Origin of the sequence: Methanothrix sp. (assembly GCF_024518575.1) — an archaeon.
Lineage (GTDB): Archaea > Halobacteriota > Methanosarcinia > Methanotrichales > Methanotrichaceae > Methanothrix_B.
Genome location: NZ_JANIHG010000016.1, coordinates 19,729 through 33,376 on the forward strand (window position 1 = coordinate 19,729; position 13,648 = coordinate 33,376).

Sequence of the window (13,648 nt, forward strand, 5' to 3'; positions counted from 1 at the left end):
AAAATAGTAATGGGTTGATGGGAAGATCGTATGCTTTCGATAGGGCTTGCTGGAAAGCCGAACGCCGGGAAATCGACGTTCTTCAAGGCTGCCACTCTGGCGGATGTCGAGATAGCGAACTATCCGTTCACAACCATCGATGCCAACCACGGCGTCTCGTACGTGAGGGTGAGGTGCCCATGTGTCGATCTAGGCATCGAGGGCGGATGCGGCAGATGCATCAATGGGAGCAGATTCGTGCCGGTGGAGCTCATAGACGTCGCAGGGCTGGTCCCGGATGCTCATCTCGGGAGGGGTCTCGGAAATGAGTTTCTTGACAGCCTCCGCCTGGCAGAGGCCGTGATCCACGTGCTCGACGCATCAGGATCCACAGATGCGGAGGGAAATCCCGTCGGCGTCGGAAACTACGATCCTCTGAGGGATGTGGAGTTTCTCAAGCACGAGATAAGCATGTGGCTCTTCGGGATCCTGGAGAGGAACTGGGCAAAGCTGATGCGCCAGTACACCTCGGAGAAGGCGAAGCCGGAGCAGATCATATACGAGCAGCTCGGTGGCGCTGGCGTATCCGATAAGGATGTGCGATGGGCCCTCTCCCGCATGGACTCAGATCCCGCGAGCTGGAGCAAGGATGATCTCAAGAGATTCGCGGAGCTTCTAAGGCAGTCCAGCAAGCCGATGATCATAGCGGCGAACAAGATCGATCTCGCGCCCAGGGAGAACATCCGGAGGCTCATGGAGCTCGATGATATCGTCGTGCCTGTGAGCGGTGCTGCGGAGATCGCCCTCCGGATGGCCGATAAGGCAGGCGTTATAAGATACCTGCCAGGTGATCCCGATTTTGAGATCGTGGGCGAGCTGACCACGGCTCAAAAGGCCGGCCTGGAAAAGATAAGAGCTCTCCTCAAGGAGTTTGGTTCCACAGGAGTGCAGGAGTGCATCAACCGCGCTGTCTTCGATCTCCTCGACTACATAACAGTCTACCCGGTGGAGGACGAGAACAAGTTCACCGACAGAAACGGGGTGGTCCTGCCGGATGCGTACCTGATGAAGAGAGGATCCACAGCGCGCGATCTCGCGTACAGAGTCCACACAGACCTGGGTGAGAGCTTCCTATTCGCGATAGATGCACGCAGGAAGCTGCGTGTCGGGGAGAAGTACGAGCTCAAGGACGGGGATGTTATAAAAATAGTGGCGACCAAATGACCCCAATTCGGTTCGGGTGATCAGCAATTAGGCAGGAATCCTTTAGGCGATCAGTGCCAGGGGCAGGGCTGGTGCTGCACTAACTCATCATGCGTCTTTGGCTTCAACAGCAGATGAGGAAAATCTGGACATGCTGCTCAGAGGATCTAGGCTGGGAGATATCTCCGGGGAGGTGCTGGATTTCATCTCCTCCAGGGATGCGGATTTGTGGATAGCAGAGGCTGACGTTCTTGTGGACATGGCGCACCTCCTGATGCTTCACGAGAGGGGGCTGATACCGCGGGAGGACTGCGCCAGGATACTCACGGCGCTGAAGGAGCTGCTCGCAGAGGGTTTTGATCTCCTCGGCGAGGGAGAGGATATACATGAGGCGATCGAGGCCTATGTAATAGAGCGCGTGGGGCCGGCCGGCGGCAGGATGCACACAGCGCGATCCAGGAACGATGAGGTGGCCACATGCATCCGAATCGCTCTGAGAGAGCAGATGCTCGGCATCATGGAAGAGCTCATCCAGATGATAGATGCGCTGGTACGGATCGCAGATGAGACCCGGGAGCGCATCATCCCCGGGTACACGCACCTGCAGCACGCTCAGCCCACGACCCTCGCACATCATCTTCTTGCGCATGCAGACGCTCTGATGAGAGATCTCGAGAGGTTTGAGGACGCATACGACAGGGTCAACCTCAGCCCTCTGGGAGCAGCTGCATTTGCATCCACCGGATTCAATATTGACAGATACATGACATGCGAGCTCCTCGGGTTCTCCGGGATTGTGGAGAACAGCATGGATGCCGTGTCAAGCAGAGACTTCGCTCTTGAGGTCCTATCAGACACATCGTTACTGATGATCAACCTGAGCAGGATCGCAGAGGAGATCATACTCTGGTCGACCTCGGAGTTCGGATATTTGGAGGTGAACGACCTCTTCGCCTCGACGAGCTCGATAATGCCGCAGAAGAAGAATCCAGATACGGCTGAGCTTGTAAGGGCGAAGAGCGGAACTGCCATCGGATCTCTTGTGGGCGCGCTGAGCATATGCAAGGCTCTCCCGATGAGCTACAACAGGGATCTGCAGGAGCTCACGCCGCACTTATGGCGCGGGATTGGAGCTGCGAGAGCATCGCTGAGGGTAATGAAGGGATGTGTATCAACGCTCAGGTTCAACTTTGAGAGGCTCGAGAGATCATCCACAGAGGGATTCACGACAGCCACCGAGCTTGCGGATTCCATGGTTAGAATCACAGGGATGCCCTTCAGAACAGCCCACCAGATTGTGGGCAGGCTTGCACGCCTTTCAGGGAAACCCAGCCTCGAGGACCTCGACAGGATAGCCCTGGAGGTGGCAGACCTTCGGCCGAGCCTCATGGGGTTCACTGCTGAAGATCTCGAGCGCGCCCTCGATGCGAAGAAGAACATCTCGATGCGCGCCAGGCCAGGCGGTCCTGCGCCTGAGGAGGTCTCAAGGATGCTGGATGCCAGGAAAAAATACCTGGAATCAGCCTCATCCAGGCTCGCAGAGAGGCGCTCAAGGGTCGAGTCTGCGATAAGTCACCTGATGGAGATCGTCGATCTCACAGTGAAGTCTTCCTGAAGAGGCTTTCCGCCTGCTGCGATCCCTGGAAATCTCAAATCACTGCTCTATCGCCGCCAAATGGGAGAACAATTTGATAATCAGCGCGCTCAAGACTTGCATCAACGTAAGGGAGCATTTTCCGCATCGCTACTGCTACTTCTTCTCATGCACCTCGCACGTTCCGATCTGGCAGGCCCTGCATACCTCCCTCTTCTCGTCCAGCTCGCGTGTGGCGGTTGCGAGCACGCTCGCATTGACCAGATTCGCCGCCAGGAACATCGCAGCAGCTATCTCCTCATCGCTTACCCCCATACGTGATGCAACTCGAATATGCATCTCCAGGCAGTGGCTGCATCTTATGGCAGCGCTGACAGCGATGGATATCAGCTCGATCGTCTTCATGTCGAGCTTCGAGCTGCGCACGATCGCGTTGTTGTGAAGAACCTTTGTCACGAGGAGCTCAGGGCTGTCCTTCATGAAGTGAAATATGTAGGGCACCTCTCCGTAGATCTTCTCGATCGTCTTTATCATATCCTCAGCAGATCTCTCCACGCCCTTCTCAAGTATGCCCTTCAGTTCGTCCTCAAGCATGCTCTCAAAACACCATCCCTGTCTCAGATTCAGGAAGAATCCTGACGAGCGTGTAGTTCTTCATCCTGGAGGGCAGTATTTTCGCGATCTCTTTTAGCGTAACCCCCTCGTCGAACCTCACATCTCCTATAGCCTCGTGGTACTCATCGTATGGAAGCTTTATCCTGCATCCCGTCAGGTTCAGAGCGATCGGCAGCGGGGAGTACGATCTCTCGATATCAGGAACCTGCTCGCGAACCACGTCCATGACTCTTGGTGGAGATGTCGTCAGCGGATCCTTCTCGATATCAGCGCGCATCTTGTCAAGAGCTCTGCCCACAGCAGCTACAATCCTGTCCAGATTTCCAATTTCGTTCGCCTTCTTGGATCTGTGAGCTATCCTCCCCACAGAGGAGACATACTCGAATGCGTACGGCATCTCTCCCTTGGGTATCTCAGGCCCGCCTGTGACTACCACAGGGATGTTTATGCCCTTGTACAGCTCCTCCTTCTTGATTATGCATTTTGCGAAGTTCCCGAAGAGAAATACAGCCACATCATGCTCGTTTATAAGGGCAGTCTCATATTCGTTTATCTGGGCTATCTCGCGCCCGACACCCCGTGCCAGGCCGATCATGTTGGTCTTCGAGCCGTTCCGCCTCAGGTACTCAGCGATATCACACGCTGTGTGCGGGAGATGGTGTATCGCCAGGGTCGGGGTCACAACCGCGACCTCTGTTCCGGCAAGCGGAGCGCGGGTCAGCTCTCCTCGCAGCTCCTTTGTGAGATCCTCCAGGATCTTGAGATCCTCAGCCGGCACGAGCAGGAGCAGGATCACCTCGCTCTGCGTCACGTTCTTCTGGAGCAGGTAACCGCCGAGATCCTCGACAAGCTCTATGACCAGGTCGTGCTTGTAGACGCCGCCGGTAAACATCACAGGTTCAAGCATTCTCCATACCCCTGATCTTCTCCCTGACCTCCTCGATCAGCTCCGGTGTTATCGTCTCCTCAGAGGCGATGAAGAGGAAGGAGTCCTCGGTCATCTCGTTCCTTCTGTTTCTGAACCCCTCGGGCGCTATTCTTATCAGAGCATCGGTGAGGTCCCTCCTGAACTCAGCGTCCACATCAGTCACAATCAGATCAGCCGGGCTCACATCAGAAGATACCGTGAGAAGGTCCCTGTCCGGCTGCTCCACCCTGTCCCGCCCGTACTTCTCCCAGAGGACCTTGAGCATATCTGCGAGGTGCTCCTCCTCGTTCACCTTCACCTGGTAGCCCTCCTGGGTCTTGACCACATCAGCGACATCACCAACCCTGAGGGGGGGAAGTGAGCCGCGCAGCATGCCGTACACGGCAAAATATGGCTTCTCTATATCAACGTAAACGTAAAGCCTGCCTATGGACCTGACCAGGCCCAGGTCCTGGAGTATGTCGAGTATGATCTCGCGGTACTTCCTGGCGCCGAACTCCTCTCCTGGAGCCTCCACCTTGTAGACCTCGAGGGGATCCATATCAGACCTCCAGCAGCCCTGAGACGAGAAGAGCAGCGCCGACAGCTCCAATGTACTGGGCGTGGTCCGGCACGATGACCTTTATCCCCAGCAGTTCCTCCATCGCTCTGGGAAGCCCCTCGATGAGGGATGTCCCTCCGACCATGATCACAGGTTGTTTCACCTCGACCTCCTGGAGCTGCTGCTCGAAGACCTGCTCAGCGACGCTGTGGCATGCTGCCATCGCGACATCCTCAGGCCGCGCGCCCTTCGAGAGGCTGTTGACGAGGCTCTGTGTGCCGAAGACTATGCAGTAGCTGTTCATCGGCACGCTCTTGTATGATCCTTTCAGAGCGAGCTTGCCCAGCTCTGTTATGTTGACACCCAACCTTCTCGCGGTCAGCTCCAGGAACCTTCCGGATGCGCCCGCGCATATACCCCCCATCGTGAAGCTCCCGGGCACACCGTCCTGGACGGATATCGCCTTGTTGTCCATACCGCCTATGTCTATCACTGTGGCAGGGCCCTTCTGGGCGTTCGCGAGGAAGACAGCGCCCTTGGAGTTCACAGTGATCTCCTCCTGGACCAGCTTCGCATCGAAATGTTTGCCGATGAGGAATCTCCCGTATCCGGTGACGCCGATGCCCTGGATCTCCTCGCGTTTCACTCCAGACTCCTGGAGGGCCTGCTGGAATGCCTCCTCCGCGCTGTTTATGACCTCTGTCGTCGGCACCCAGCCACGGCCTATGATCTGGTTGTCGCGCATTATCACGGCCTTTGTGGTCGTAGAGCCGGAGTCTATACCGGCTGTGAGACCTGTCTGCCGCTCCCTGGCGAGCAGCCCCCTCATCCTGGCTGTTGTCACCAGAGCCTCCATTCTTGTTAGCAGGGTCTCTGCTGTTGTCCTCTCCGTGAACGAGTAGCTCAATACCGGGAGCCGCGAATGCTCGTGGATGTATCGCCTCACCTCTCCCCGAATTATGGCGCCCTCAGCGCATCTAAAACATGTCGCGACGAAAACAGCATCTGCCAGATCTGGATTCTGTACCAGCCTGGTCGCCCTGGCCATTATCAGGTTGAGGTCCCCACTCGGAACTGATACGCCGAAGCGCTTCTCCACATCCATCACATCCTCGAGTGAGACCTCTGGCGAGATCATCTTCGCGCCAACGATCTCAGCTGCCCTCTCAAGCTCCTTCTGGATGCCGCTGTACTCAGCGCCGCATGAAAGCTGGGCGATCCTGATCATTTGAGACCCTCCAGGAATACCCTGATCTCATGAACGAAGCGTCTGGCTTCTCCATCATCCCTCGGGTACTTGAGCTCTATGAACGGAATTCCCTTGATCTTGATCAGCAGCCTTGTGAGCTCGTTCGTCCTGGCACATCCGGTGCATCCCACAAGACAGTTGCTGTCCTCAACTATTATCGCGGCCTCAGCCTCATCTATCATCGGCCCTATCAGAGACATCCGTCCGCGAACTCCTGAGGGCACATCGACAGCTGCGTATTTCAGGCCCTTCTTCGGGTCCTCGGGTGTGATGTTCAGCGGAGGTGACTCCAGACTTGGCGTGTCTATCTTCTTCCTGATCTCGTTCGCCATCACCAGGGGTTTGTGCCCCATCCTCTCGACGAGATCCGCGAGTATCGTGCTTGTGGGGGGGTAGACAATGACTTTGACCATCAGGATTCCTCAGGCAAATTCATCCTTAATAATTTCTACAAGTCTCTCCATGCTCACGGGCATCTTCTCAGTGGCAGCCTCTGGCATAGGCGCGTTTTTGCTCTCAGCCTCAAGAGCTCTCGATATCATGGGGAGCATCTTCGACTCGCACTCAAGCATGAAGAAGCCAGGCCTCGGCCCGCCACCACGGTGCCCTCTGCATCTTCTGGGATCTCCCGGCGGGAACCCACGGTCCTTTATGAATATCCCGTTCGGATCCATGGCCCTTATCTCCCTGACGAGATCATTGATCTCGTCCTCCTCTCCGTTTATGATCACTCCGAAGCAGGTCTCTTTGACATGAACGTCGCGCTTCGATCCGTAGATGTGCATGGCGATGTCAGAGGGGAGTATATCAGACTCAGGAGATGTTATCACGTACTTTGTAACCCTCATCCTTTCTCCTCCATGACATAAACGATCTCCCCCTCATTCACATCCCTGAGTTTATCGAGATCGATGACTCTGCCGATGATGTTCGTGCCCTCGAACTTCTCCCCTGACGGCCCGTATCTCTTGTCCTCAACGAACTTCACTCCGATCAGCCCTGTCCTCTTGGCCGCCTGGTTCGTGACGCCTATAGACCCAGCTGGTACAGGCCCAGTCGGCTTGTTCTCCGGAAGCAGCTCCTTGTATCTGAGCGCATCTATAACCGGCTTGAAGAGAACCGTGTTCTCATAGACGAAGAAGACGGGGAGAGGCCCGACTGGGCGCTCCTTGAGCCCCACCACATGCCTGAAGTAGTCCAGGGTCTTCGGGGCCAGATCGTCATAGAGCTCTATTCTGACAAGCCTGGACGACGGTATGGCCTTCAGCGATACCTTGCCGGACTTCAGAACCTCCATCGTGGTCGTCGGGTTCTGCTCGATGACTACAGCATCATCTCCGGAGTATCCATCGAAAGATGGCTCAATCCCCCTGGCCCTGGCGAGCTCCATCGCCTCCTTGAGTGGGGTTCCCAGCACCATGAACCTCTCAGGCCTGACCTTTGCGGTGAGGCGCTGGCCGGCGGATGCAAGCTTGAGGAGGTCCAAACCCGCAGTGACCCTGCCAACGACAGAGTGGTTCGGATTTGATGTCCTGTCAGCCTTGTAGATGAATATGTGGCCAAGTCCACGTCCGCTGATCCTGACTGTAACCGCACCCTCCAGCCGCGGCTCCCTGTGCTCGAACTCTATCGGCTCGCCCTTGAGGACATGTGAGGAGACGTAGGAGCTCGAGACCGCATCCACCTTCAGAGCCCCGTCCTTCGTCGCTGCAAGGAAGAACTCCGCCCCCTTGGGGGCATCCTCGATGAGCTCCACCTCGAACCGCGAATAGATCTCCATTCCATCAGCTAGAGGAAACGACATTTCAGTTGTGACAAGCTTCTCAGTCAGATCCTCCCACTCGACGATCGGCTCCACCCTCAGTATCCTGTCATTCCTCTCCAGCCTGTCGAGGATGTTCTTCCCGCCGACGACCCTCGCGAAGACCCCTCTGTTGTCAGATGGCACACCATAGACCGCGGAATGCCTGCGCTTGATGAAGATCAGCTGCGACTTATCGCTCTCGAAGCCGCTGGCGCCGAGGAGCACGTCAAACCTGCTGTACTCATGTGTGCCCCTGCCGGGAGATATCGATGATGGAAAGTTCCCGAATGCAACAGCACCTGAGTCAGACCACCTCCCCTCCAGGCCTGCGATCCTCTCGACGGCCTCATGCCACGCGTCCTTCAGGCCAGTATCCAGGAGATCGATCCTTATCCTGCCCTTGGTTGTGACAAGCCAGTAGGAGTCTGTGGCCTTGGCCTTCTCCCCGCGCCCCTTTATGATGCCGATCACAGCCCCTGGCGATACTGCGGAGCTGGCAGCATCGAGCGCCTCGCCCAGAGTGGCCCCATCCCTCAGAGATATCTCCGACCCATCTACTCTGACCCTCATATGCCTCCTTGCCGCCGGAAATTCCGGCAATCAAGCTGAAGATCAACTCCCCAGCATCTCGCGCTCCTCTTCCTCTGTGAGCAGCTTCAAGACCTCAGATGGAACGCCGATAGAGACTGCTCTCCCATTCCTCATAAGCATAGCGCGATCGCACACGTTGTTGACGAAGTCCATGTCATGGCTAACTATGACAAAGGTCTCCTCGAGCTCATCCCTCGCGCTGAGGATCGACTTGCTCACCTCTATCTTCGTTATCGGGTCCATCGTGCCGGTGGGCTCATCAAGAACGACTATCCTGGGCTCTTTTATCAGTACCTGAGCCATGGCAACCCTGTGCCGCTCGCCCTCGCTGAGCTCGTCCGGATATTTGTTCAGAATCATCTCAGCCTCGTCATCTGTGAATCCGACGGTCGTTAGCGTGTGAATCGCCTTCCTCTCGCCCAGCTCATATGGAAGCGAGAGTCCTATCGCCTCTGTCAGGTTCTCTATGACGGTTCTGTAGGGGTAGAGCGTGTACTCCTGATGCAGGACTCCTATGTACTTCGTGGCCCTGCCGCGGCCATCAGCTCCGAGCAGCGTCATATCCACCCATTCATCGCCCACCCTGACAAACGCGAACCCGCTCGTCGGGGTTATGAGACCGCTGATTATCTTCGAGAGCGTGGTCTTTCCGCCGCCGCTGACTCCCACTATGCCGAAGATCTCCCTCTCGTAGACCTCAAAGGATACGTTATCTACAGCTTTGACAACACCACGATCTATGCTGATATACCTCTTTGAGAGGTTTGTGGCCCTGATTATCGGCTCACCTACCGCAACCGGCTCTCTCTTTCCGATCTCCCCGGCCATTGCGATGAACTGGTCCGCTATCTTCCTGGGATCGCCTATGGCCTGTATCTTCCCGTGATCGAGAAGTATCGCCCTGTCCGCCAGATCTACCATGACATCCTGCCAGTGGCTGGTGATGATCATGGTCATCTTGAAATCCCTGACCGCCCTTTTTATGGAGTCGTGGACCAGAGCTGCGGTCGCCGGATCCAGGGTTCCCGTGGGCTCATCTGCAAGGAGAATCATCGGCGATTTTGCTAGCTGTCTTGCAAGCACGACCCTCTGCTTCTCGCCGCCGCTGAGCTCTCTCGCAACATGCATCATCCTGTGCGAGAGGTTGACCTCATCGAGGAGATCTGCTGCCCTGTGAACGCTTATCGTCTCTCCTGTATCCTCCACTGCCCTCATGACGTTGACTATCACCCTCTCATCGCCGTAGAGGGCGAATGTCCTCTGGAGCATTATCGCGATTCTCCGGGCGACCGCTCTCCTGAGAGGATCGTTTATCCCCAGCTTTGCGAAATCCGCTTCAGCTTTTTTAAAAATGCCACCGCATCTGCACTGCCCGCCGACCCTGCTCGGCGGCTCCACATAGCCACACTTCTCGCAGATTGCGATGTGGTAAACAACACTTCCACTTATGTCTGGAAATACCTCAACGCCCCTCAGAACATGCATCAAAACGCTCTTGCCCGCGCCGCTCCTGCCCAGGATCCCTAAAGACTCACCCTCCTCGATCTCGAGATTCACTTTGCTCAGGACCTCAAGCTCGCCAAATCTAACAGTCAGATCCTTGATCTCTATAAAAGGTGCCAAAGTATCAATCCCCATGGTGATTTATAAGATTGCATTCGGTCTCCAGGACTGAATCCTACTTAAGTTTATTGTTAACAATTGCATTCTCCATGGCACGGTTCCAGAGGCGGGCGCTGGGCTGGAGATGCATCAGTGCCCCTTTCCGCCGGTTCCTCCCTTCACCAGGAGGAACTCCTTGTCCAGATATGCTTGATGGCTCAGCTCCAGGCACTCCTGGCAGATGTAGAACGTGGTATCCTTGGGACCAAAGATCGTAACCTGCTTAGCCTTTACAGGAAATGTCTCCTTCTCCACCCCACAGAGTTGACACTTCATTCAATTCACCTACTACCGTTCTTCACCCGTATCATTATAAGCATTTCCACCGAAACCGCGCCATCTTGGCGATATGCTGTTATCAATCCCCAGAATGTCCAGGATCCTGCACACCACTGTGTCCACCAGATCCCCGACGCTTTGGGGCCTGGAGTAGAACGATGGCGATGCTGGAATTATGATGCCCCCTGCCTCTGAGACTGCGAGCATGTTTCTAAGATGTATCAGGCTCAGCGGAGACTCTCTCGGCACCAGGACGAGCGGTCTTCTCTGCTTGAGAGAGACATCCGCCACCCTGGCTATGAGTGTGTCCGATATACCTGAGGCGATCGCGGCCATCGTTCTCATGCTGCATGGGGCCACAACCATCGCATCGAAGAGATAGGAGCCGCTTGCGATGGGCGATGTGAGATCGTCCGGATCGAATACGCGATCCGCCAGAGGGGTGATCTCTTTGTATGACTTGTTGCACTCTATCTCCAGGATCTTCCTCGCGGCCTCGGTGACTATGAGGTTGACAAAGCAGCGCTCACGCAGAACCTCAAGCAGTCTTGTTCCATACACAACACCAGATGCGCCGCTTATTCCAAGAACGATCTCCACGCTATCTACCCCATTTTATCATATGCCCGGCCCGAAGACCCGCGCTCCCAGGATTTCATGGCATGCGACGAACCCCTCATTGAGACCATGTGATTTATGCCAGCGTCCTGTGTCGTTTACGGCCGCCGCTTTGGAGGATTTTGCATCTTTCGTGAAGAGCGCGCGATTCCCCGGCATTTATGTTCGGTGATTCAAACCCACGAGCGGATTCTTAAAGTGCTATGAATCTTCACGCAATTTATCTCTGTCGATCTCTGCAGATGTTGATGCACAAAATACAGCTTCCACTGGAGATTCATGTATCCTGCAGGCTCAGAGTCAGGGCTGAGATCATCAGGGTCACGGCCATGAATGCTGTGAGCGCCCCTGCCAGGCCGCTGAGATCCGCTGTGAGGCCGGCTATTATAGGTCCTATGACGACTCCGAGCATTCTCGAGGTGTTGAAGATCCCAAAGATCTCCCCCCTCCTCTCAGGGCTTGTGACATCCGAGACCACCACAGCAGCTGCTGGTGTGCACATTCCTGAGCTCAGGCCGAGAAGTGAGAGGGCCAGAAGCTCAGGAAGAAGCCCCGGGCCGCGGCCGAGCGCCGCGAACCCGAGGGCGCAGCCTAGGCTCCCTCCGCTTATGAGAAGCCTGCGGTGGCCGAGATCCGCCATTCTTCCGAAATATATATTGGAGAGAGCATTGGTGCCTGCGTATGCCATGTACAGGATGCCCAGCTGAGACACGCCCACACCGACGCTCAGCGCCAGCTCCGGCAGCAGCGTCATGTTGAATCCCCCGATCAGGCCGGGAAGCATCACCACGCCGCAGCATATGATGAAAGTTACCATAGATCCCTCTATGATCAGCCGGGATCTGTGTGGATTTGCGGAGAGCACACCGCTCCTGATCGGTGGCTCTCTGACGACAAAGATCACTATTACAAGAGCTGCAGTTGCAAACAGGCTCCAGAAGACGAATGGCGCGTTTATTCCAAACCTCCCGTAGAGAAGGCTTCCGATGACCGGACCCACAGCCAGGGCAGAGTAGAATGATGCGTTGTACCAGCCCATGGCAAGGCCTCTGTGCGACGGCTCCACATAATCCACAATCAGGGCCATGGCGACCGGCCAGACCATCGAAGCCCCTACGCCGCCGAAGATACGTATCAGTATGAGCTGATACGCATTCGATGCATAAATGTAGAGCAGCGGCATTATTGCGAATGTCAGGAGCCCGATGAGAAGAACTGACTTTCGTCCCCTCTGATCTGATAGCCTCCCTGCAGGCATCTGGGTGAGCAGCTGAACCGCGCCGTAAACGGAGATTATTATCCCCAGCATGAGGTGTGTCGCACCCAGCTCCAGGGCGTACAGGGGGAATATCGGCGCCACAAGTGAGAATCCCAGAACTGAGACGAAGACCGAGAGGTACAGGGGGAATAGGCTCTTCGGAAGATTCATCTAGAACTTTAGCTCCATGCCGAGTATTGTTCTTGTGTTCGTCACGCTGGGTATCTCGCGAACCGAGAGAACTATCCTGTTAAGATCAGATATCGCCTCGACATCTGCTATCGCTATGAAGTCGTACTCGCCGTAAACCGGCACGACCTCCTTTATGTCTCTGATCCTCTGAAGGGAGTCGAACACCTGCTTCTCAGAGCCCGGCTCGACATTTATCATTATGAATCCTTTCATGCGCGCCCTCCATGCGGATGTACCAGATCCTCACCCTTCGCTCTGCTCGGAGCCGTTGCCCTCCTGAGCGAGGTCCTCCATCGCCTGGACCTTTCCGATTATGGCGGCCATCTCGACCTCGAACCTGGGGTCAGGAGTCATCTCATAAGCCCTGCCGATGCATTCGATCGCCTCCTGGAACCTGCCCAGCGCCACGAGCACGGTCGCCTTTGCCTCCAGGTCGTAGGCATCTCCGCCTCTATCAATAACGGTCTCGTAGAGTTCCAGGGCCTTTTCCAAGTCGCCAAGTGCGCGGTGGACGAACGCCATGTTCCTCATCGCATCCAGGTTATCGGGATCGATTTCCAGAGCTCTGCTGTAGCAATCGAGCGCCTCATCGACCCTGTCCAGGCGGTAGAGCGCAACCCCCTTGTTGTTCAGGGCATCCGAGCTGTTCGGGTTGATCTCCAGCGCTCTGTCGTAGTACTCCAGGGCCTTCTCATACATTCCTCGCTTCACCATGTCTATGCCCTTGTGTATGAGGATCTTCTCCTTGGTATGCATCCCGCTCCCCCTACATGTAACCCTGGAGCTGCGATGATCTCTCAGGCTCCTTCGGCTTCCCAGGGCGCTTGATCTCTCCGAAGAGCTTCTCGTACTCCTTTATGTGGTTCATGAGCCACTCTGCAAGCTCCTTTGCTGCAAGCGGCGAGAGTATAACCTCAACCTCCATGCTCCTCTCGACTGTGCTCAGCTGCTTGCCGCCCTCTATGAAAGCTCTCGGCGAATCGTTGTAGAACGATATCCTGAAATCGTACGGGCTGTGCCCGCCAATGGCCCCTATCGCGTAGACCTGCCGGAACGCAGGGCTCCTTGTTACTTCTATAGAGACTTCCATGGTAATCCGGTAAAACATCTATATTAAAATAGGTGTTGAGACGGC

At 55.8% G+C, this 13,648-nt stretch carries 16 protein-coding genes; 2 read left to right on the plus strand and 14 right to left on the minus strand.

Going from position 1 to position 13,648, the window contains the following annotated elements:
* Positions 1 to 30: 30 nt before the first annotated feature.
* A complete protein-coding gene (locus tag NQU42_RS04790; protein ID WP_296609496.1) occupies positions 31 to 1,203 on the plus strand; it encodes a redox-regulated ATPase YchF in 1,173 nt (390 codons plus the stop codon).
* A gap of 130 nt (positions 1,204 to 1,333) precedes the next feature.
* Positions 1,334 to 2,797 (plus strand): argininosuccinate lyase, encoded by a 1,464-nt coding sequence (gene argH / locus NQU42_RS04795; RefSeq protein WP_296609497.1) that lies wholly within the window; start codon positions 1,334 to 1,336, stop codon positions 2,795 to 2,797.
* Between the two features lie 135 nt (positions 2,798 to 2,932).
* Here the strand turns inward: argH and NQU42_RS04800 are convergent, their stop codons facing one another.
* The 14 genes from NQU42_RS04800 to NQU42_RS04865 form a co-directional block, all read right to left on the minus strand.
* Complete coding sequence (locus NQU42_RS04800) at positions 2,933 to 3,370, minus strand: carboxymuconolactone decarboxylase family protein (RefSeq protein WP_296609499.1); 438 nt, start codon at positions 3,368 to 3,370, stop codon at positions 2,933 to 2,935.
* A gap of 4 nt (positions 3,371 to 3,374) precedes the next feature.
* Complete coding sequence (locus tag NQU42_RS04805) at positions 3,375 to 4,298, minus strand: methanogenesis marker 7 protein (protein ID WP_296609501.1); 924 nt, start codon at positions 4,296 to 4,298, stop codon at positions 3,375 to 3,377.
* Positions 4,291 to 4,860, minus strand: coding sequence for a methanogenesis marker 17 protein (locus tag NQU42_RS04810; RefSeq protein WP_296609503.1), 570 nt, complete (start codon positions 4,858 to 4,860; stop codon positions 4,291 to 4,293). The genes NQU42_RS04805 and NQU42_RS04810 overlap by 8 nt, the downstream gene beginning before the upstream one ends.
* 1 nt (position 4,861) lies before the next feature.
* Complete coding sequence (locus tag NQU42_RS04815) at positions 4,862 to 6,088, minus strand: methanogenesis marker 15 protein (protein WP_296609505.1); 1,227 nt, start codon at positions 6,086 to 6,088, stop codon at positions 4,862 to 4,864.
* Positions 6,085 to 6,522 (minus strand): methanogenesis marker 5 protein, encoded by a 438-nt coding sequence (locus NQU42_RS04820; RefSeq protein ID WP_296609506.1) that lies wholly within the window; start codon positions 6,520 to 6,522, stop codon positions 6,085 to 6,087. The genes NQU42_RS04815 and NQU42_RS04820 overlap by 4 nt, the downstream gene beginning before the upstream one ends.
* Positions 6,523 to 6,531: 9 nt before the next feature.
* Positions 6,532 to 6,957: a methanogenesis marker 6 protein gene (locus NQU42_RS04825; protein ID WP_296609507.1), complete on the minus strand. Its 426-nt coding sequence runs from the start codon at positions 6,955 to 6,957 to the stop codon at positions 6,532 to 6,534.
* A complete protein-coding gene (locus NQU42_RS04830; protein ID WP_296609508.1) occupies positions 6,954 to 8,483 on the minus strand; it encodes a methanogenesis marker 3 protein in 1,530 nt (509 codons plus the stop codon). The genes NQU42_RS04825 and NQU42_RS04830 overlap by 4 nt, the downstream gene beginning before the upstream one ends.
* Positions 8,484 to 8,525: 42 nt before the next feature.
* Positions 8,526 to 10,127: a methyl coenzyme M reductase system, component A2 gene (atwA, locus tag NQU42_RS04835; RefSeq protein WP_296609509.1), complete on the minus strand. Its 1,602-nt coding sequence runs from the start codon at positions 10,125 to 10,127 to the stop codon at positions 8,526 to 8,528.
* 129 nt (positions 10,128 to 10,256) lie between these two features.
* A complete protein-coding gene (locus tag NQU42_RS04840; protein WP_296609510.1) occupies positions 10,257 to 10,442 on the minus strand; it encodes a hypothetical protein in 186 nt (61 codons plus the stop codon).
* Between the two features lie 12 nt (positions 10,443 to 10,454).
* Positions 10,455 to 11,045 (minus strand): UbiX family flavin prenyltransferase, encoded by a 591-nt coding sequence (locus NQU42_RS04845; protein ID WP_296609511.1) that lies wholly within the window; start codon positions 11,043 to 11,045, stop codon positions 10,455 to 10,457.
* 295 nt (positions 11,046 to 11,340) lie between these two features.
* Positions 11,341 to 12,492 (minus strand): MFS transporter, encoded by a 1,152-nt coding sequence (locus NQU42_RS04850; RefSeq protein ID WP_296609512.1) that lies wholly within the window; start codon positions 12,490 to 12,492, stop codon positions 11,341 to 11,343.
* Positions 12,493 to 12,726 (minus strand): Lrp/AsnC ligand binding domain-containing protein, encoded by a 234-nt coding sequence (locus NQU42_RS04855; protein WP_296609513.1) that lies wholly within the window; start codon positions 12,724 to 12,726, stop codon positions 12,493 to 12,495.
* A 30-nt stretch (positions 12,727 to 12,756) separates the two neighbouring features.
* Positions 12,757 to 13,269 (minus strand): tetratricopeptide repeat protein, encoded by a 513-nt coding sequence (locus NQU42_RS04860; protein WP_296609514.1) that lies wholly within the window; start codon positions 13,267 to 13,269, stop codon positions 12,757 to 12,759.
* 10 nt (positions 13,270 to 13,279) lie between these two features.
* The gene (locus NQU42_RS04865) at positions 13,280 to 13,603 is read right to left on the minus strand and encodes a DUF3467 domain-containing protein (RefSeq protein WP_296609515.1); all 324 of its coding nucleotides are present in this window, start codon (positions 13,601 to 13,603) and stop codon (positions 13,280 to 13,282) included.
* Between the last annotated feature and the right edge of the window lie 45 nt (positions 13,604 to 13,648).

Bases quoted from the DNA above. Each gene is read 5' to 3' on its own strand.
- NQU42_RS04810 (WP_296609503.1), bottom strand. From the start codon at position 4,860: ATGGATCCCCTCGAGGTCTACAAGGTGGAGGCTCCAGGAGAGGAGTTC.
- NQU42_RS04805 (WP_296609501.1), bottom strand. From the start codon at position 4,298: ATGCTTGAACCTGTGATGTTTACCGGCGGCGTCTACAAGCACGACCTG.
- argH (WP_296609497.1), top strand. From the start codon at position 1,334: ATGCTGCTCAGAGGATCTAGGCTGGGAGATATCTCCGGGGAGGTGCTG.
- NQU42_RS04815 (WP_296609505.1), bottom strand. From the start codon at position 6,088: ATGATCAGGATCGCCCAGCTTTCATGCGGCGCTGAGTACAGCGGCATC.
- NQU42_RS04860 (WP_296609514.1), bottom strand. From the start codon at position 13,269: ATGCATACCAAGGAGAAGATCCTCATACACAAGGGCATAGACATGGTG.
- NQU42_RS04840 (WP_296609510.1), bottom strand. From the start codon at position 10,442: ATGAAGTGTCAACTCTGTGGGGTGGAGAAGGAGACATTTCCTGTAAAG.
- NQU42_RS04855 (WP_296609513.1), bottom strand. From the start codon at position 12,726: ATGAAAGGATTCATAATGATAAATGTCGAGCCGGGCTCTGAGAAGCAG.
- NQU42_RS04820 (WP_296609506.1), bottom strand. From the start codon at position 6,522: ATGGTCAAAGTCATTGTCTACCCCCCCACAAGCACGATACTCGCGGAT.
- NQU42_RS04865 (WP_296609515.1), bottom strand. From the start codon at position 13,603: ATGGAAGTCTCTATAGAAGTAACAAGGAGCCCTGCGTTCCGGCAGGTC.
- NQU42_RS04830 (WP_296609508.1), bottom strand. From the start codon at position 8,483: ATGAGGGTCAGAGTAGATGGGTCGGAGATATCTCTGAGGGATGGGGCC.
- NQU42_RS04790 (WP_296609496.1), top strand. From the start codon at position 31: ATGCTTTCGATAGGGCTTGCTGGAAAGCCGAACGCCGGGAAATCGACG.
- NQU42_RS04850 (WP_296609512.1), bottom strand. From the start codon at position 12,492: ATGAATCTTCCGAAGAGCCTATTCCCCCTGTACCTCTCGGTCTTCGTC.
- NQU42_RS04825 (WP_296609507.1), bottom strand. From the start codon at position 6,957: ATGAGGGTTACAAAGTACGTGATAACATCTCCTGAGTCTGATATACTC.
- NQU42_RS04800 (WP_296609499.1), bottom strand. From the start codon at position 3,370: ATGCTTGAGGACGAACTGAAGGGCATACTTGAGAAGGGCGTGGAGAGA.